Genomic DNA, 16481 nt, shown 5'->3' with positions numbered 1-16481 from the left:
GACCGGGGAGAATTGGCCAGAGGCCGGGGTTTGAAAGCCCACCCGGTGCGGCTATACCTGCGGCAGCGGCAACAGCGAGGAAGCGCGATGACCAATCCGACCGCGGCGATGCTGGTGATCGGCGACGAGATCCTGTCGGGCCGAACCCGCGATTCCAACATGCACTACCTGGCCGGGGAACTGACCCGGATCGGCATCGCGCTGCGCGAGGCGCGGGTGGTTGCCGATGTGCACGAGGACATCGTGGCCGCCGTGCGCGCGCTGTCGGGCCGCTATGACCATCTCTTCACCAGCGGCGGCATCGGGCCGACGCATGACGACATCACCGCCGATGCCGTGGCCGAGGCGATGGGCGCGAGGATCGGCCACCGGGCCGATGCCATGGCGCTCTTGCAGGCGCATTACGACCGCGCGGGCCTGCCCTTCAACGAGGCGCGGCAGCGCATGGCGCGGATCCCGGACGGGGCCACCCTGATCGACAACCCGGTTTCCACCGCGCCGGGCTTCACCATCGGCAACGTGCATGTGATGGCGGGCGTGCCGAACATCTTCCAGGCCATGGTCGCCTCGGTCCTGCCCCGGCTGACCGGCGGGCCGCCACTCCTGTCGCAATCCCTGCGCGTCGATCGCGGCGAGGGCGAGATCGCCGCCCCCTTCGCCGCGCTCGCAGCCGAGTTTCCCGACCTGTCCATGGGCTCCTACCCCTTCATCCAGAATGGCGCGCATGGCACGAACCTGGTGATCCGCGGCACCGATCCGGCGCGGGTCGATGCCGCGATGGTCCGCCTGACGCAGCTGTTCGGATGACGCCCGCGCTGCTGGCCGAGGTGATGGAGGCGACCTGGCCGCCGCTGCGGCGCTGGCAGGTCGGTCCCTTCACGTTGCGCGACGGGGCGGGCGGGGGCAAGCGGGTCTCGGCTGCCAGTTGCGACGGCGCCTTCACCGAGGAAGGGCTTGCGGCGGCCGAGGCCGCGATGGCCGAACCCCTGATGCTGGTCCGGGCCGAGGACAGCGCGCTGGACGCATGCCTGGAGGCGCGGGGCTGGCGCGTGGTCGATCCGGTGGTCGCCTATGCCGCCCCGGTCGCCGATCTGAAGGCCGAGCTTCCGCCGCTGGCCGCCTTCCCGCACTGGCCACCGCTGGAGATCGCCCGCGCGATCTGGGCCGAGGGCGGCATCGGCCCGGCCCGGATCGCGGTGATGGAGCGGGTGACGGGGGCCAGGGCGGCACTCCTGGCGCGCAGCGGGGACCGCCCCGCCGGGGTGGCCTTCGTCGCCTGCCACGGTGCCGAGGCGATGCTGCATGCGCTGGAGGTCCGCCCCGGCCTGCGCCGGCGCGGGGTCGGGGCGACGCTCTTGCATGCGGCGGCGAACTGGGCGGCAGATCAGGGCGCGACCCGGCTGTCCCTGGTCGTCACCCGGCAGAACACCGCCGCCCGCGCACTCTATGCCCGCCTTGGCATGGGCATCGTGGGACAGTATCATTACCGCATGAAATGATCGCGGAAAGCGACCCGGGCAGTGCCGAAGGCGATCCTCTCTCTCCTTATCTTCCTGCTGGCGCCGCCCGCCGCTGCCCTGACGCTGGAGCTTCCGGCCGAGGTGCTGGACCAGGAAGTCCGCAGCGAAACCCCCGGCAGTTATGCCCTGCCCATCGCCGGCTTCGACGGGTCGTCCGTCCCGTCGCGCATCGTCGAGGGATCGCTGGACCAGCGCGCCCTGCGCCTTGCCGCGCCCGGAATGACGACCCTCGCGGTGATGGCGCCACTGCGCGACCAGGTGATCGCCGCGGGCTACGAGGTGATCTTCGAATGCGAGGCGCGGCGCTGTGGCGGCTTCGACTTCCGGTTCGGCACCGATGTCCTGCCCGAACCGGACATGCATGTCGACCTTGCCGATTTCCGCTTTCTTTCGGCGGTGTCGGGCGAGAACGCCGTGTCGATCCTCGTCAGTCGCAGCGCAAGCTCGGCCTATGTGCAGATCACCCGCGTCACCGAGGCGCCCCTCGTGCCCCCGCCGGCGCCGGCGGTGGTCGCCATTCCCGAAGCCCCTGCCCCCCCCCTGGCCGAACCCATGCCCGCCGATGCCCTTGCCATCACCGGCGCGCTGGACCAGGTCGGCTTTGCCGTCCTGGACGACCTGGTCTTTGCCAGCGGCGCGGCGGCCCTGGCCGAGGGCGACTATGCCTCGCTGGCAGCCGTTGCGGCCTGGCTTCAGGCCAACCCCGACGCGACCATCGCGCTGGTGGGCCATACGGATGCCTCGGGCAGCCTGCCCGCCAATGTCGCGCTGTCCGAACGGCGGGCGCAGTCAGTCGCCGATGCGCTGATCGGCCGGTATGGCGTCGATCGCACCCGCGTGACGGCGAACGGCGTCGGCTTCCTCGCCCCGCGAGCCACCAACCAGACCGAGGACGGCCGGCAGAAGAACAGACGGGTCGAGGTGATTGTCACCTCGACCCGCTGACGGTCGATCCAGAGGGGGGAGAGGACCGACTGAAATTCCAAAAGGGCTGACGGGCACCTACCAGTTGTCCGGCCCCTTGTCGGCATAGCGCCGCGCCAGGAAGTCGATGAAGGCGCGCACCTTGGGCTGGGTGAACCGGCCCGGCGGATAGACGGCATAGATGCCCAGCACCTCGACCGGCAGTCCGGGAATGGCCTCTTCCACCAGGCCCTGCCGCATGGCATCCGCGTACAGGAACGACGGCAGATAAGCGATGCCCAGGCCCGAGATCGCGGCGTTCAGCAGGCTCTGCCCGTCGTTGACCGTCAGCCAGCCGACGGAACGGACCTGCCGCTTTTCCCCCGAGGGCGCGGTGATCTTCCAGACATTGCCGTTGGCCTGATTCGAATAGTGCAGCAGCTTGTGGTCGTTCAGGTCGTCGATCCTCTGCGGCCGGCCGAATCGCTGGAAATAGGACGGCGAGCCGATCATGCGCTTGGTCGTCTCGGTCAGCTTGCGGGCGCGAAGGCTGCTGTCTTCCAGTTCGCCCACGCGAATCGCCATGTCGAAACCTTCGCTGATCAGTTCGACATAGCGATTGTTCAGGACCATGTTCACCGTGATGTCGGGGTATTCCAGCAGGAAATCCCCCAGGATCGGCGACAGGAGGTTCACGCCGAAATCCGTCGCCACCGAGACACGCAACAGCCCCGAGGGCGCGGATTGCATTGAAGTTACAAGGGCATCCGCCTCGCCCGCGTCATTCAGCACGCGGCGGGCGCGGTCGTAGTAGGCAAGTCCGATCTCGGTGGGGCTGACGCGGCGCGTCGTGCGGTTCAACAGGCGCGCGCCCAGCCGGGCCTCAAGCGCCGAGACATGTTTCGAGACGGCAGACTTGGAGATCCCCATCTTCTTGGCTGCATCGGTGAAGCCGCCCTGGTCCACCACCGTGGCAAAGGCCTCCATCTCAGTCAGTCGATCCATAGTGTCCTCTTGGGAACAATCACGCCGTTTGTGACAAACAGGTTTCACAAGGAAATCGGGCAGGATGGCGGCAATCGCGCGACCGATCCGGGGTATTGTGGGGGATCGTTGTGGGCGAGGAAACGGCGGCTCGTGCCATTTCCCTGGCAAACTCTCGCCTGAAACGTGAAATCCGCTGGGCAAGCAAAGGCCGACCCGACCGCCATGGGCGGGAAAAAGTTCCGCCGATAGCGTGCCATGGGCGGATATATGTCAACAGATCCCTACTTCAGCGAAGTCATATGGAACATCGTCCCACAAGCCCTTAGCTAGCCTCCGTGGCGGGAAAACCCGCGCCACGCAATCATGGGTAGAAAAGGAGACTTCCATGAAACGCTTCGCAATCCTGCTTGCACCGGTCGCATTCGCTTCGGCCGCCTTCGCCCAGGCCACCCTGCCCGAGGTGGCGGACACCGACGGCAACGGCACCTGGTCGCTGGTCGAGCTTCAGGCGGTCTGGACGGATCTCACCGAGGACGGCTTCAAGGGAATCGATACCAATGCCGATGGCGCGGTCGATGCGACCGAGCTTCAGGCCGCGCTCGACAGCGGCGTGATCAAGGCGCCCGAGGCGTCCTCGGGCGGCTGACGCTGCCCCTCGTCGTGCGACTTCGTCTTCTCCTCGGCAAGTCCGCGAGGAGAGGCGAAGCCGCCGACGAGCCTCGGCGTCACAGCCGGGCCGCCAGGCGCGCCGCCTGATCTATGGCGCGCTTGGCATCCAGCTCGGCCGCCACGTCCGCCCCGCCGATCCGATGGTGGGGGATGCCGCGCCGGTCAAGCTCTGCGCTGAGCCGCCGATCCGGCTCTTGCCCTGCGCAGAGCACCACGGCATCGACCGCGAGCAGTTCCGGCTGCGCGCGGTCCGGGCCGTGGCTGATCCACAGCCCTTCGGGCGTGATGCGTTCGTAAACCACCCCGCCCTGCATCCTGACCCGCTTCATCGCCAGGCTCGCCCGGTGGATCCAGCCCGTGGTCTTGCCCAGGTGCCGGCCGGGCTTTTCCGGCTTGCGTTGCAGAAGATGCACCTCGCGCGCCGGCGGATGCGGCTGCGGGCCCGTGGCGGCAAGCCCGCCGCGATCCTGCCAGGGCGCGGAAACACCCCATTCCTCACGCCAGAGCGCGGGGTCCAGCGTCGGACTTGGTCCTTCGTGCACCAGCGTCTCGGCCACGTCGAAGCCGATGCCGCCCGCGCCGACGATGGCCACCCGGCGCCCCGGATCCGCCCCGTTCAGCACGTCGATGTAGGACAGCACCTTCGCCCCCGGCTCCACCGGGATCCCGGGATCGCGCGGGGTGACCCCGGTCGCGATCACCACCTCGTCAAAGCCCGCCAGGTCATCGGCCACCGCCTCATGCCCCAGGCGCAGCGTGATGCCGGGCGCGGTCAGCATGGTGGCGAACCAGTCCACCAGCCCGTGAAACTCTTCCTTGCCCGGCACCTGCTTGGCCAGGTTCAGCTGGCCGCCGATGCGGTCGGCCTTGTCGAACAGCGAGACCTGATGCCCGCGTCCGGCGGCAACGATGGCCGCCATCATCCCAGCCGGACCGGCCCCGACCACGGCCACCCGTTTCGGGCTGTCCGTGGGCGTATATACAAGTTCGGTCTCGTGGCAGGCGCGCGGGTTCACCAGGCACGAGGTCAGCTTGCCGCTGAAGGTATGGTCCAGGCAGGCTTGGTTGCAGGCGATGCAGGGGGCGATCTGTGCCGCCCTGCCCGCCGCCGCCTTGGCAATGAAATCGGCATCGGCCAGCCAGGGCCGCGCCATCGACACCATGTCGGCCGCCCCCTCGGCCAGCAGCCTTTCCGCCACCTCGGGCGAGTTGATCCGGTTCGAGGTGATGACCGGGATCCCCACCTCGGGCCGCAGCCGCGCAGTCAGATGCGCGAAGCCCGCGCGGGGGACCGAGGTCGCGATGGTCGGCACCCGCGCCTCATGCCAGCCGATGCCGGTGTTCAGCACGCTCGCCCCCGCCGTCTCGATGGCGCGGGCCAGCTGCACCACCTCGTCCCAGGTGGAGCCGTCCGGCACCAGGTCGATCAGCGAGATGCGGTAGATCAGCACCGCCCCAGGCCCCATGGCCGCGCGGACGCGGGTCACCACCTCGACCGGAAGGCGCATGCGGTTCTCGTAACTGCCCCCCCAGCGGTCGGTGCGGCGGTTGGTGTGGGTGACGAGGAACTGGTTCAGGAAATAGCCTTCCGAACCCATCACCTCGACCCCGTCATAGCCCGCCTCGATCGCCCGCGCCGCCGCGGTGGCGATGTCACTGATCTGCTTCTCGATCCCCGCCTCGTCCAGCTCGCGCGGGGGGAAGGGAGAGATGGGGGACTTGATGGCCGAGGGCGCCACACAATCCTTGCCATAGGCATAGCGCCCGGCATGCAGGATCTGCATGGCGATATGGCCGCCCTCGGCATGGACGGCCTCGGTCACCCGGCGGTGATTGGCGATGTCCCTGTCGCCGAACAGCCCCGCCGCGCCGGGGAACACCCCGCCCTCGCGGTTCGGCGCCATGCCGCCGGTGACGATCAGCCCGGCCCCACCCCGCGCCCGCGCGGCGTAGAAGGCCGCGACCCGGCCCCAGTCCCCCGTCTCTTCCAGCCCCGTGTGCATCGAGCCCATCAGGCTGCGGTTTCGCAGTGTCACGCCGGCGAGCGTGATCGGCGACAGAAGATGCGGATAGCTGGCGGTCATGGCGGTCTCCCTTGCGGGGCGAGAATGGCGAAACCCGGCCCCCGCGTCACCCGGAACGCCGCGTCAGATGGCGCGGCTCCCCTCCCCCGCCGTGGGGAGGGGATGGGGGTGGGGGCCCCCGGTCACAGCACCACCACCTGCGCGGGGTCCAGCAGCCAGGGCGCGATGATCCCGCAGGTATCGGCCAGCGGCAGCAGGCTTTCGGGCACCTCCATCCCGATCACCCGCGTCATGACCTCGGCCCGCAGGGCACAGCGCCGCATCAGGTTCGGATGCCGCCGCGCCAGCGCCTCGCGCAGGGCCTCGTCGGCGATGACATAGCCGTCCTCCATCCGGGTCGAGCCCCAGTCGGGATGCGCCGGGATCACGTCCATCTGCATCGCCATGCCCGAGGCCAGCGGCACCTCCGAGCCCCGGCAGATCGGCGAGGAGATCCATTCGTCCAGCCCGATCAGGTGGCCGGGGTTCAGCGTGATGCCGAAGGCGGGAGGCAGGCGGTCGTGGATCATCGCCCAGACCGACCCGCCGGTGACGCCGGGGCGCATCATCGCGCACCAGTCCGACATGGCGCGGGCGTAGGGGAAGACGAAGTCCTCCAGATAGCCCGCCGCGCTGTCCGGCAGATCGGCCGGCCCCCGCGCCATCCAGCCGGCCCGGCAGATGTTCGCGCCCCAATGCGCGATGTTGAAGCTGGCCGGCACACCACGGCGGATCCGGTCGCCGATGGGGCCGGAGAGGCCCGGCGTGTCGCCCATCGCGAAGGTGACATGGCAGCCCAGCGGCAGCCCGCCGATCCGCGCCGCCTCGACCGCCGCGAAATCGGTCATGCCTTCCTGCAAGGCAAAGACCATGCGCTTCAGGGCCGAGGCCGCCATGTGATTGGCGAATTCCAGCCGGGCGATGTCATCGACGCCGATCCGCGCCCTCAGGCCATGGCCGGGATGCATGAACAGCGCCGTCGCATTCTCGACCCGCCCCGCGCGGTCGCGCAGCGGATCGGCGAGGAAGGCCGGGATGTCCAGCGCCAGCGCCGGATCCGCGCCGGGGGGAAGCTCGTCGGCGCCATACCATTTCCAGCCGACTGCGCCCACCTTCGCCCCGGCCGGGATCGCCAGATCCAGCCAGTCCCACAGCCGCCGCGACCCGCGCGGCTGGCTCGGCAGCGACAGCGAGGCGCAAAGGCCCGTCCGCACCGCCCCGCTGGCGACGAGGGGCGAGACCGCCGTGTAGGCCAGGCACTCGTTCCCGGCGAGCAGGAGCGCATCGCCTTCGGTGACGATCAGCACCGCCTCCTCGAAGCGGGGATCGAAGCCGGTCAGCCAGTGCAGGTTGGCCGCGTGCTCGCGGTCGCCGTAGATGACCAGGGCCCGATAACCGGCCCCGGCCATCGCCGTCCGCACCGCCGCCAGCCGCGCCTCGGCCTCGGCCAGGGCGAAGGCGGGCGGCAGGTCGGGGCTGCCATGGTCCGGCCAATCCATCCGTTGCAGTCGTGTCATCGCTCCCTCCCCGTTTGCGGTTCAGGATCACACCTTCCGGCAAGGCTCGTCGAGCCCTTCGTGCCCTCCTCGCTCCTGCCCTTCCAGGGAGGATCCGAAGGAAGAGAAGAGGCGGCCCGAGCTTGCTTGCGAATCCTGCCCGCCACGCCTATATGCAGCTGCGAGAGGTTGGCGCGGGCAGGCGCCTCGCCAACCCGGTCAGGTCCGGAAGGAAGCAGCCGTAACGAGCCCCGCTTGGGTCGTTGTCCAGCCTCTCACCTCTTCCCTCCGATGGGGCATGCCTTCGATGTGGCAGGAATGACAGATCCCCTGCGCATCTTTCGCAAGCTTGCCCAGGCCAACCGTCTGGCAAATGCCCGCCTGCACGAAGCTTGCGCCCGGCTTGACCGCGACACGCTGACCGCAGGGCGTCCGGCCTTCTTCGGCTCGATCCAGCAGACCCTGAACCACATCCTGATGGTGGACCGCTTCTATCTGGACGCGCTTCGTGGCCGGCCGCTCGATCTCGCCCGGCTGGACGAGGCCGACCGATGCCCGGACCTGCCCACCCTTGCCGCCTGGCAGGCCGACAGCGACGCTGCCCTTCTGGCGCATGTCCAGGACCAGACGCCCGTGACGCTGGCCGAGATCGTCGCCATCGAGCGCAGGGACCGGGTGCAGCACGACCGGCGCGACGATATCCTGTCGCATCTCTTCCAGCACCAGACCCACCACCGCGGCCAGGTCCACGGGATGCTCTCGGCCACGCCGGTGCGGCCGCCGCAGCTGGACGAGTTCATCGTGGGCGACGACGCGCCCGCCCGGGCCCGAGACATGGCGCGTCTGGGCTGGTCCGAAGCGGACCTGATGCGCTAGTCGAGGATCGCCGGCCACAGCGCCGCGTTGCGCCGGGCGAAGGGCGGGATGTGGCCGATGCGCGCCAGCCCGAAATCGGCCGGGCGCAGCACCTTCTGCTCCTTCTCCGCCTCGGGATACAGCGCCCTTGCGCGCCAGACCGCCTCGGGCGGCACCAGATCGTCGTCGGCCACGGCGATCGTCCTCAGCCGGGCGGTGACTCGCGCGGGGTCGGGCAGCGGCAGGGTCCGGCCCACGTCCGACAGATGCCAGCCCGGCGTCAGGCACCAGCGCCGCCAGTCCTCATAGACCCCGCGCGGCAGGTCGGCGCCCAGGCCCACCAGTCGCCCCGGCAGATAGCCCGCCGTCCGCGCCAGCGCCCGCACCGGCGGCGACCAGAACAGCCGGGCCTTCCAGCGATAGCGCGGCGGGTGGTCGCTGACATGGGTCAGCCCGGCGCCAAGCGTGATCGCCCGTTCCACCCGCACCATCGCCGGATGCCAGCCGAGCCACAGCCCGCCGACCGAATGGCCCAGCACCCACAGGGGCGTGTCAGGGAACCGCCGCGCCAACTCGGCCAGCGCCGCCGCCTGGTCGAACCGCCCCCAGTCGGCAAGTGTCGCCCGCGATGCGCGCATCGGCCGGCGCTGCGAGGCGCCGAAATCGCGGTAGTCGTAGGTGAGGACGGCCAGATCCCGCTCTGCCGCCGCCCAGTCGGCGAAGGCCCGGTAGTATCCGGCCGGAGCCCCCGTCGCCCCGTGCAGCACCAGCGCCGCGCGCGGTCGCCCCTGCGGCAGGACCAGCCGCCCGCGCAGGACCGCTCCTTCGCTACGGATGTCCAGCTCCTCTGCCGCATCCGCACGCACCCGCCCCGTCGCATCCAGCATCGCCGCCTCCGCCGATTAGACCGATCGGTCCAATAGCATGACTAGACCGATCGGTCCAGTCTTTTCCCGCCCGCGCCGACCGCCTATGCTGCGCCGGATGAGCGACGAACCCACGACCCGCGAGCGCCTGATCCAGGCCGCCACCCGGCTTTTCCGCCAGCGCGGCTATGACGGCACCGGCCTGTCCGAGATCCTGGCCGAGGCCGGGGTGCCCAAGGGCTCGCTCTACCACCATTTCCCGGACGGAAAGGCCGACCTCGCCTGCGCGGCGGCGGACTGGACGGCCTCGGAAATCATCCGGGTGATCGACGACAGCTTCCGCAGCGCGCCCGACTGGCGGCACGGGGTGACGACCTTCGCCTTCAAGATGGCCAAGCTCTTCGACATCCTGAACAGTGCCGATGCCTGCCCGATCTTCGGCCTTCTGTTCGACGGCCCCGACCAGGACCGCTTCCGCGCCCAGGCCGAACGCTCCTTCGACCGGATCATCGCCGCCGCCGCCCGGCATGGCGAGGCGCTCGGCCTGTCCGAGGCACAGGCGCGCGAGGCGGCCGAAACCTTCATGATCGGCTTCCAGGGCGCCTGGACGCTGGCGCGGATGCGGCGGAACTCGGACGTGCTGCGCGGCCTGCCGGCGCGGCTCTACGGTCCCGCCTGAGGCTGCCTTGGCGGTGGACCTTCCCGCCCCCGCCGCCTAATCTGCCCTCCGACGCCACGGGGATTCCATGTCCGACCAGCCCGCCTACCAGGTCCTTGCCCGCAAATACCGCCCGCAGACCTTTGCCGACCTGATCGGGCAGGAGGCGATGGTGCGCACCCTGAAGAACGCCTTCGCCGCCGACCGGATCGCCCATGCCTTCGTGATGACCGGCGTGCGCGGGGTCGGCAAGACCACCACCGCCCGCATCATCGCCAAGGGCCTGAACTGCATCGGCCCCGACGGCACCGGCGGACCCACCACCGAACCCTGCGGCGTCTGCGAACCCTGCCGCGCCATCGCCGAGGGCCGCCACGTCGACGTGATGGAGATGGACGCGGCCTCGCGAACCGGGGTCGGCGACATCCGCGAGATCATCGACAGTGTCCACTACCGGGCGGCCTCGGCGCGCTTCAAGGTCTACATCATCGACGAAGTGCACATGCTGTCGGTGAACGCCTTCAACGCGCTTCTGAAGACGCTGGAGGAACCGCCCCCGCATGTGAAGTTCATCTTCGCCACCACGGAGATCCGCAAGGTTCCCGTCACCGTCCTGTCGCGCTGCCAGCGCTTCGACCTGAAACGGATCGAGCCCGAGGTCATGATGGCCCATCTGGCGAAGGTGGCCGAGGCCGAGGGCGCCCGGCTCGCCCCCGAGGCGCTGGCGCTGATCACGCGGGCCGCAGAAGGCTCCGTCCGTGACGCGATGAGCCTGATGGACCAGGCCATCGCCCATGGCGCGGGGGAGACCACCGGCGACCAGGTGCGCGCCATGCTGGGGCTGGCCGACCGGGGCCGGACGCTGGACCTCTTCGACCTCATCATGAAGGGCGACGCGGCGGCGGCGCTGGCGGAGCTTTCGGCGCAATATGCCGACGGGGCCGACCCGATGGCCGTGCTGCGCGACCTGGCCGAGATCACGCACTGGATTTCCGTCATCAAGATCAACCCCGCCTCGGCCGAGGATCCGACCACGCCGCCCGACGAACAGGCGCGCGGGCAGGACATGGCGGCCCGCCTGCCGAAGCGGGCGCTGACGCGGATGTGGCAGATGCTGCTCAAGGCCATCGAAGAGGTGGCGCTGGCCCCGAACGCGATGATGGCGGCCGAAATGGCGGTGATCCGCCTGACCCATGTCGCCGACCTGCCCGACCCCGAGACGCTGGTGAAGAAGCTGTCCGAAGGCCCTCGGCCCGCGCCGACGCCGGGGGGCGCCCCGGCGGGCGGCGGCACGGGGATCGGCAACGGCGGCGGCACGGTCCATGCCCCCCGTCTTGCCCCGGCCCATGCGGCCCCCAGCCTCGGCCCGACCATGACCGCCGCCGCCCCGGCGCTCGCCGAAGGCCAGTTGCAGGTCTATGCGACCTTCGACTCCGTCATCGAACTCATCCGCCAGAAGCGCGACATCCTGCTTCTGAACGAGGTCGAGACGGGCCTGCGCCTCGCCCGCTATTCCCCCGGCCGGATCGAGTTCGAACCGGCCCCCGGCGCGAAACCCGACCTGGCCGCGCGGCTTGGCCAGCGGCTCCAGGGCTGGACCGGCGCGCGCTGGGCGGTCTCGGTCGTGGCCTCGGGCGGGGCGCCGACCATCGCCGAGACGCGCGACCGCGAGCTGGCCCAGGCCCAGGCCGAAGCGGCGCAGAACCCGCTGGTGCAGGCGGTCTTCGCGGCCTTCCCCGGCGCCCGGATCGCCGAGGTCCGCGCCCCCGAAAGCCTGACCGCCGCAGCCGCCGAAAGCGCCCTGCCTGCCGCCGAGCCCGAGGCCGACGACGACTGGGACCCGTTCGAGGCATGATCCGGCGGGCCACGGCGCAGGATGTCGGAACGCTGGTGCGGCTGAACGCCCATGTCCACGCCTGGCACGCCACCCACTATCCCGAGTCCTTCTTTCCCGACCCCGACCCTGCCGCCCTTGCCGCCTGGTTCGCCGAACGCCTCGCCGACCCTGCCTGCACCGCCTTCCTCGCCGGCGATCCGGCCACGGGCTACGCGCTCTGCACGCTTCAGACCCGGGCGCCCTCGGCCTTCTCGCCCGGCTACCGCCGGCTGATGATCGACCAGATCGCCGTCGCCCCCGACGCCCGCCGCCAGGGCCAGGGCCGCGCGCTTCTGCACGCGGCGCGTGGGCTGGCCCGCGACCTCGGGGCCGACGAGATCCTGCTCGACACCTGGGAAGCGAACACCGAGGCGCATGCGTTTTTCCGCGCAAACGGCTTCGCGCTCCGCCGTATGCTGTTTCGCGCCACACCGTAACCTTGCACCGGCGGGCATCGGCCCGTATCTCGGTAGAAACAACGGGAGACTGACATGCTGAAGGGTCTGGGAGCTTTGGGCGGACTTGGCGACATGGCCAAGATGATGAAGGCCGCCCAGGAAATGCAGACGAAGCTCGCCGAGCTGCAGGAGGAACTGGCCCGCACCATCGTCACCGGCGAAGCAGGGGGCGGCCTGGTCAAGGCGCGCGCCACCGCCAAGGGCGAGGTGACGGGGCTGGACATCGACCCCTCGATCCTCGTCGCCTCGGAAAAGGAGATGGTCGAGGATCTGATCCTCGCCGCGATCCGTGACGTGCAGGAACGTGCCCGCGCCCGCAACGACCAGGAGATGAACAAGCTGGCCGAGATCATGGGCATGCCGCCGGGCATGAAGCTGCCGTTCTAGGCCATGGCCGACGACACCGGCATCGAGGCGCTGATCGAACTGATGGCCCGCCTGCCGGGCCTCGGCCCCCGCTCGGCGCGGCGGGCGGTGCTGGTGTTGCTGAAAAAGCGCGCGCAGCTGATGGCGCCGCTGGCGCAGGCCATGGCCGAGGTCGCGCTGACCGCCAAGGACTGCCGGGTCTGCGGCAACATCTCCACTGCCGAGACCTGCGCGATCTGCGCCGATCCTGCCCGGGCGACGGGCGAGATCTGCGTGGTCGAGGATGTGGCCGATCTCTGGGCGATGGAGCGGGGACGGGCCTTCCGCGGCCGCTATCACGTTCTGGGCGGCACGCTCTCGGCGCTGGATGCGGTGGGGCCGGAGGAACTGGGCATCCCCCGCCTCGTCGCCCGCGTGGCCGAGGAGGGCATCCGCGAGGTGATCCTGGCACTGAACGCCACCGTCGATGGCCAGACCACCGCGCATTACATCGCCGACGCGCTGGCCGGGACCGAGGCGCAGATCACCACCCTTGCCCAGGGCGTGCCGATCGGCGGGGAACTCGACTATCTCGACGACGGCACCATCGGCGCGGCGCTCCGCGCGCGGCGCCGGATCTGACCGCTCGTCGTGGACTTCGTCCCTCCTCGCAGCGCGCCCCGACGAGGAGACGAAGTCGAACGAGGAGGCCCCGCCTAAAGACCCAGCAGCCCCGCCAGGTCCTCCATCCGATGAAACAGCGGCACGCCCAGCGCCGTCAGTTGCCGCGCGGTCACCGTATCCGCCCCGTGCCCGGCATAGCCCAGCACGCGCGCGCCCGCCGCCAGCCCCGCCCGCGCCCCCGAGGCGCTGTCCTCGATCACCACGCAGGCCCCCGGATCGGCGTCGCAGGCCTCCGCGGCGCGCAGATAGACATCCGGGGCAGGCTTCGGCCGGCCGATCTCCTGCCCCGAGATCACCGCTCGGAAGCGGTCCATCAGCCCGTGCTGGCCCAGCGTGATCCGCATCTTCACCATCGACCCGTTCGAGCCCATGGCATAGGGCACCCCCGCTGCGTCCAGCAGGTCGAGCACGCCCACGACCCCGGGAACCAGCGGCACGCCCGCAGCCAGCATGGCATACATCCGGTCGTAGAACCGCGCCGACCAGTCCAGCGGCAGGTCCGCCCCGGCGGCGCGGGCACGTTCGGCGATCATCTCGACCGTCAGCCCGACGAAGCCGGTCTCGAACTCGACCGGGGTCAGGGGCAGGCCGTGCGCGGCCAGGTCTTCCATGAACAGGGCAAAGGTCGGGGGCTCGCTGTCCACGACGACGCCGTCGCAGTCGAACAGCACGGCCTGGGGTCGGGTCATCCGGGGGCTCGCAGCAGGGTCACGATGGTGTCGCCATAGCGGCGCTGGTCGATGGGCGCAAACCCCTCCGGCAGCTCAGGCGCCGCTCCCTCTTCCCAGACCACCATTGCCCCCGGCGCGATCCAGCCGCCGCGCAGGGCCGCCGCCAGCGCCGCCTCGCCCAGACCCTTGCCATAGGGCGGGTCGAGAAAGACCAGATCGCAAGGCGCGCCCGGATTGGCCCCCAGCCGCCGCGCATCCTGCCGCAGGACCTGCGTCACCCTCTCCGCTCCCATCCTTGCGATGTTGGCCCGGATCAGCGCCAGGGCCTTCGCCCCGTCATCGACGAAGGCGGCGAAGGCCGCGCCCCGGCTCAGGCTTTCCAGCCCAAGGGCGCCGGTCCCGGCGAACAGGTCCAGCACCCGCGCCCCCGCGACCGGGTTGCCGTGCCCGCCATTGACCAGGAGGTTGAAGATCGCCTCGCGCACCCGGTCCGCGGTGGGGCGCAGATGCGCGGCCTGATCGCCCGCGCCGACCTCGGCCAGTTTCAGTCCCCGGCGCGCGCCGCCGATGATCCTCATGCCTTCAGAAGCGCCTTCAGGTCGGCCGCCCCCTCGATCGCCTCGGGCGCGGGGCTGCGGCCCATCTCGATCAGCCGCTTGCCCACCATGTAGGCGCGGCTGTCGTTCATCGCGTCCACCGCCAGGAGGTCCGCGCCCCGGTAATACCAGAAGCTGACCGACTCCCCCTCGCCCCGGCGCGTGACGATGCGGTCGTAGCCGGTGTTCAGCCCGGCGATCTGGAGCTTCAGGTCATACTGATCCGACCAGAACCAGGGCTTGGCCTCATAGGCCGCCCCCGCGCCCAGGATGTTCGCCGCCACCGCCTCGCCCTGGTCGATGGCATTGCCGACCGATTCCAGCCGGATCCGCCCGCCCTTCCACGGGAAGGACGCGCAATCCCCTGCCGCCCAGATCGCGGGGTCCGAGGTGCGCCCCATCTCGTCCGTGGCGATCCCGTTGTCGAGCGCGAGCCCCGCCGCCTCGGCCAGCGCCGTGTTCGGCGTGATCCCGACCCCCACGATCACGAAATCCGCCGGCAGCACCCGCCCGTCCTTCAGGACGGCGCTGGAGACGCGCCCCTCGCCCTCCAGCCGGTCAAGCCCCGTCTCCTCCAGCACCCGGACGCCATGCGCCTGATGCAGCGCCCGCACATGGGCCGAGGTCTCGGGCGCGGCGACCCGTTGCAGGATGCGCGGCGCCATTTCCAGCACCGTCACGTCAAGGCCCAGCTTCGACGCCACCGCCGCCGCCTCCAGCCCGATATAGCCGCCGCCCACGACGATGACGCGGCGGCCCGGCTGGAACTCGTCCCGCATGGCATCGACATCGGCGAGGGTCCGGACGGTGTAAACCCCCGCCAGCGCCCCGCCGATGGCGGCGGGCAGGCGGCGCGGGGTGGACCCGGTGGTCAGCGCCAGCTGGTCATAGCCCAGCACCGCGCCGCCCACCGTCACCCTCCGCGCCGCCGGGTCGATGGCGGTCACCGGCTGGCCAAGGCGCAGATCGATCCGGTTCTCGGCCCAGAACTCCGGCGCGCGCAGCCACAGCCGGTCGGCCTCCATCTCGCCCAGGAGATAGGCCTTGGACAGGGGCGGGCGCTGGTAGGGCGGGGCGGGTTCCTCGCCCAGCATCACGATCTCGCCGTCATGGCCCAGCGCCCTGAGCTTCGCAGCCAGCGACGCCCCGGCCTGGCCTGCCCCCACGATCACCACCCGCATCGCCGTGCCCCCCTCTGGCATGTTCCGCGCCGGAGCCTATAACCCAAGGCGCAACAGGTGCAACGCACCCGAAACGGAAAGGACTGCCGGACATGACGATTGCCGTAGGCGCGAAACTTCCCGACGCGACGCTCTTGCGGATGGGCGACAACGGGGCCGAGACGGTGCAGCTCGCCGACAGGCTCAAGGGCCGCAAGGTGGTGATCTTCGGCCTGCCCGGCGCCTATACCGGCACCTGCTCGACCGCCCATGTCCCCAGCTTCATCCGCACCGCCAAGGCCTTTGCCGACAAGGGCGTGGACGAGATCATCTGCATTTCCGTCAACGACCCCTTCGTGATGAAGGCCTGGGGCGAGGCGACCGGGGCCACCGCCGCCGGGATCACCATGCTGGGCGATGCCGACGCCAGCTTCACCAGGGCCATCGGCCAGACCTTCGACGTGCCGCACCTGGGCTTCTTCAACCGCTCGAAACGCTATTCGGCGCTGGTCGAGGACGGGGTGGTGACGAAGTTCAACCCCGAAACCGGCACCGGCTGCGAGATCTCGGCCGGGGAATACCTGCTGGCGCAGCTCTAGGGAACGGCTCGTCGTCGGCTTCGCCGCTCCTCGCGGGGTCCGCGCCCCGAGGAGAAGCCGAAGGCGCACGACGAG

At 70.3% G+C, this 16481-nt stretch carries 18 protein-coding genes and 1 other RNA gene; 12 read left to right on the top strand and 7 right to left on the bottom strand.

The window, feature by feature from the left end; all coding sequences use genetic code 11:
- Positions 1-87: 87 nt before the first annotated feature.
- Genes FL625_RS16310 through FL625_RS16300 form a run of 3 tightly spaced genes read left to right on the top strand, consistent with a single transcriptional unit; the run spans position 88 to position 2465 of the window.
- Positions 88-807, top strand: a complete 720-nt coding sequence (locus FL625_RS16310) for a competence/damage-inducible protein A (protein WP_149589733.1) — start codon at positions 88-90, stop codon at positions 805-807.
- Positions 804-1499 (top strand): GNAT family N-acetyltransferase, encoded by a 696-nt coding sequence (locus FL625_RS16305; RefSeq protein ID WP_149589732.1) that lies wholly within the window; start codon positions 804-806, stop codon positions 1497-1499. The genes FL625_RS16310 and FL625_RS16305 overlap by 4 nt, the downstream gene beginning before the upstream one ends.
- 21 nt (positions 1500-1520) lie before the next feature.
- Positions 1521-2465 carry an OmpA family protein gene (locus tag FL625_RS16300; RefSeq protein WP_235019465.1) on the top strand — a complete coding sequence of 315 codons (945 nt, stop codon included), beginning with the start codon at positions 1521-1523 and terminating at the stop codon, positions 2463-2465.
- 57 nt (positions 2466-2522) lie between these two features.
- Here the strand turns inward: FL625_RS16300 and FL625_RS16295 are convergent, their stop codons facing one another.
- Entirely contained in the window at positions 2523-3428 is a 906-nt protein-coding gene (locus tag FL625_RS16295) for a LysR family transcriptional regulator (RefSeq protein WP_149589731.1), read from the bottom strand.
- 367 nt (positions 3429-3795) lie between these two features.
- Between FL625_RS16295 and FL625_RS16290 the strand changes: the two genes are divergently transcribed.
- Positions 3796-4056 (top strand): penta-EF hand family protein, encoded by a 261-nt coding sequence (locus tag FL625_RS16290; protein ID WP_149589730.1) that lies wholly within the window; start codon positions 3796-3798, stop codon positions 4054-4056.
- Positions 4057-4135: 79 nt separating this feature from the next.
- Here the strand turns inward: FL625_RS16290 and FL625_RS16285 are convergent, their stop codons facing one another.
- Together FL625_RS16285 and FL625_RS16280 are read right to left on the bottom strand one after the other, a co-directional pair.
- On the bottom strand, positions 4136-6163 hold the full coding sequence (locus FL625_RS16285) for an NADPH-dependent 2,4-dienoyl-CoA reductase (RefSeq protein WP_149589729.1): 2028 nt from the start codon (positions 6161-6163) through the stop codon (positions 4136-4138).
- Between the two features lie 122 nt (positions 6164-6285).
- Positions 6286-7659, bottom strand: a complete 1374-nt coding sequence (locus tag FL625_RS16280) for a M24 family metallopeptidase (protein WP_149589728.1) — start codon at positions 7657-7659, stop codon at positions 6286-6288.
- 162 nt (positions 7660-7821) lie between these two features.
- Between FL625_RS16280 and ffs the strand changes: the two genes are divergently transcribed.
- Both ffs and FL625_RS16270 read left to right on the top strand, forming a co-directional pair.
- An RNA gene (gene ffs / locus FL625_RS16275) (signal recognition particle sRNA small type) lies at positions 7822-7918 on the top strand.
- 38 nt (positions 7919-7956) lie between these two features.
- Positions 7957-8514 carry a DinB family protein gene (locus FL625_RS16270; protein ID WP_149589727.1) on the top strand — a complete coding sequence of 186 codons (558 nt, stop codon included), beginning with the start codon at positions 7957-7959 and terminating at the stop codon, positions 8512-8514.
- On the opposite strand, the gene FL625_RS16265 is transcribed toward FL625_RS16270, so the two are convergent.
- The gene (locus FL625_RS16265; RefSeq protein WP_149589726.1) at positions 8511-9380 is read right to left on the bottom strand and encodes an alpha/beta hydrolase family protein; all 870 of its coding nucleotides are present in this window, start codon (positions 9378-9380) and stop codon (positions 8511-8513) included. The two genes, FL625_RS16270 and FL625_RS16265, sit on opposite strands and share 4 nt — an antisense overlap.
- A 97-nt stretch (positions 9381-9477) precedes the next feature.
- Here FL625_RS16265 and FL625_RS16260 point away from each other — a divergent pair, with 97 nt between their 5' ends.
- The 5 genes from FL625_RS16260 to recR all read left to right on the top strand — a co-directional run bounded on the left by FL625_RS16260 (position 9478) and on the right by recR (position 13338).
- The gene (locus FL625_RS16260) at positions 9478-10038 is read left to right on the top strand and encodes a TetR/AcrR family transcriptional regulator (protein ID WP_149589725.1); all 561 of its coding nucleotides are present in this window, start codon (positions 9478-9480) and stop codon (positions 10036-10038) included.
- A 67-nt stretch (positions 10039-10105) separates the two neighbouring features.
- Positions 10106-11872: a DNA polymerase III subunit gamma/tau gene (locus FL625_RS16255; protein ID WP_149589724.1), complete on the top strand. Its 1767-nt coding sequence runs from the start codon at positions 10106-10108 to the stop codon at positions 11870-11872.
- On the top strand, positions 11869-12330 hold the full coding sequence (locus FL625_RS16250) for a GNAT family N-acetyltransferase (RefSeq protein ID WP_149589723.1): 462 nt from the start codon (positions 11869-11871) through the stop codon (positions 12328-12330). Before FL625_RS16255 ends, FL625_RS16250 begins: the two co-directional genes overlap by 4 nt.
- A 54-nt stretch (positions 12331-12384) precedes the next feature.
- Positions 12385-12738, top strand: a complete 354-nt coding sequence (locus tag FL625_RS16245; protein ID WP_149589722.1) for a YbaB/EbfC family nucleoid-associated protein — start codon at positions 12385-12387, stop codon at positions 12736-12738.
- 3 nt (positions 12739-12741) lie between these two features.
- Entirely contained in the window at positions 12742-13338 is a 597-nt protein-coding gene (gene recR, locus FL625_RS16240; protein ID WP_149589721.1) for a recombination mediator RecR, read from the top strand.
- 74 nt (positions 13339-13412) lie between these two features.
- Here the strand turns inward: recR and FL625_RS16235 are convergent, their stop codons facing one another.
- Genes FL625_RS16235 through FL625_RS16225 form a run of 3 tightly spaced genes read right to left on the bottom strand, consistent with a single transcriptional unit; the run spans position 13413 to position 15849 of the window.
- Entirely contained in the window at positions 13413-14069 is a 657-nt protein-coding gene (locus FL625_RS16235; RefSeq protein ID WP_149589720.1) for an HAD family hydrolase, read from the bottom strand.
- Positions 14066-14629, bottom strand: a complete 564-nt coding sequence (gene rsmD, locus FL625_RS16230; protein ID WP_149589719.1) for a 16S rRNA (guanine(966)-N(2))-methyltransferase RsmD — start codon at positions 14627-14629, stop codon at positions 14066-14068. The genes FL625_RS16235 and rsmD overlap by 4 nt, the downstream gene beginning before the upstream one ends.
- On the bottom strand, positions 14626-15849 hold the full coding sequence (locus tag FL625_RS16225) for an NAD(P)/FAD-dependent oxidoreductase (RefSeq protein WP_235019464.1): 1224 nt from the start codon (positions 15847-15849) through the stop codon (positions 14626-14628). The genes rsmD and FL625_RS16225 overlap by 4 nt, the downstream gene beginning before the upstream one ends.
- Positions 15850-15920: 71 nt before the next feature.
- On the opposite strand from FL625_RS16225, the gene FL625_RS16220 reads away from it, so the two are divergent.
- Entirely contained in the window at positions 15921-16406 is a 486-nt protein-coding gene (locus FL625_RS16220; RefSeq protein ID WP_149589718.1) for a peroxiredoxin, read from the top strand.
- Positions 16407-16481 lie beyond the last annotated feature (75 nt).

The sequence above is a fragment of the Tabrizicola flagellatus genome (assembly GCF_008271465.1).
In the GTDB taxonomy this organism is placed as follows: domain Bacteria; phylum Pseudomonadota; class Alphaproteobacteria; order Rhodobacterales; family Rhodobacteraceae; genus Tabrizicola; species Tabrizicola flagellata.
Note: the sequence above shows the minus strand (reverse complement) of the source record. Positions and strands in the feature narration are given on the sequence as shown.

What these genes read in the sequence shown, in the direction of transcription:
- FL625_RS16265 (WP_149589726.1), bottom strand. Translation starts at nt 9,380, where the DNA reads ATGCTGGATGCGACGGGGCGGGTGCGTGCGGATGCGGCAGAGGAGCTG.
- FL625_RS16250 (WP_149589723.1), top strand. Translation starts at nt 11,869, where the DNA reads ATGATCCGGCGGGCCACGGCGCAGGATGTCGGAACGCTGGTGCGGCTG.
- FL625_RS16305 (WP_149589732.1), top strand. Translation starts at nt 804, where the DNA reads ATGACGCCCGCGCTGCTGGCCGAGGTGATGGAGGCGACCTGGCCGCCG.
- FL625_RS16280 (WP_149589728.1), bottom strand. Translation starts at nt 7,659, where the DNA reads ATGACACGACTGCAACGGATGGATTGGCCGGACCATGGCAGCCCCGAC.
- rsmD (WP_149589719.1), bottom strand. Translation starts at nt 14,629, where the DNA reads ATGAGGATCATCGGCGGCGCGCGCCGGGGACTGAAACTGGCCGAGGTC.
- FL625_RS16270 (WP_149589727.1), top strand. Translation starts at nt 7,957, where the DNA reads ATGACAGATCCCCTGCGCATCTTTCGCAAGCTTGCCCAGGCCAACCGT.
- FL625_RS16245 (WP_149589722.1), top strand. Translation starts at nt 12,385, where the DNA reads ATGCTGAAGGGTCTGGGAGCTTTGGGCGGACTTGGCGACATGGCCAAG.
- FL625_RS16235 (WP_149589720.1), bottom strand. Translation starts at nt 14,069, where the DNA reads ATGACCCGACCCCAGGCCGTGCTGTTCGACTGCGACGGCGTCGTCGTG.
- FL625_RS16295 (WP_149589731.1), bottom strand. Translation starts at nt 3,428, where the DNA reads ATGGATCGACTGACTGAGATGGAGGCCTTTGCCACGGTGGTGGACCAG.
- recR (WP_149589721.1), top strand. Translation starts at nt 12,742, where the DNA reads ATGGCCGACGACACCGGCATCGAGGCGCTGATCGAACTGATGGCCCGC.
- FL625_RS16220 (WP_149589718.1), top strand. Translation starts at nt 15,921, where the DNA reads ATGACGATTGCCGTAGGCGCGAAACTTCCCGACGCGACGCTCTTGCGG.
- FL625_RS16290 (WP_149589730.1), top strand. Translation starts at nt 3,796, where the DNA reads ATGAAACGCTTCGCAATCCTGCTTGCACCGGTCGCATTCGCTTCGGCC.
- FL625_RS16310 (WP_149589733.1), top strand. Translation starts at nt 88, where the DNA reads ATGACCAATCCGACCGCGGCGATGCTGGTGATCGGCGACGAGATCCTG.
- FL625_RS16285 (WP_149589729.1), bottom strand. Translation starts at nt 6,163, where the DNA reads ATGACCGCCAGCTATCCGCATCTTCTGTCGCCGATCACGCTCGCCGGC.
- FL625_RS16225 (WP_235019464.1), bottom strand. Translation starts at nt 15,849, where the DNA reads ATGCCAGAGGGGGGCACGGCGATGCGGGTGGTGATCGTGGGGGCAGGC.
- FL625_RS16255 (WP_149589724.1), top strand. Translation starts at nt 10,106, where the DNA reads ATGTCCGACCAGCCCGCCTACCAGGTCCTTGCCCGCAAATACCGCCCG.
- FL625_RS16260 (WP_149589725.1), top strand. Translation starts at nt 9,478, where the DNA reads ATGAGCGACGAACCCACGACCCGCGAGCGCCTGATCCAGGCCGCCACC.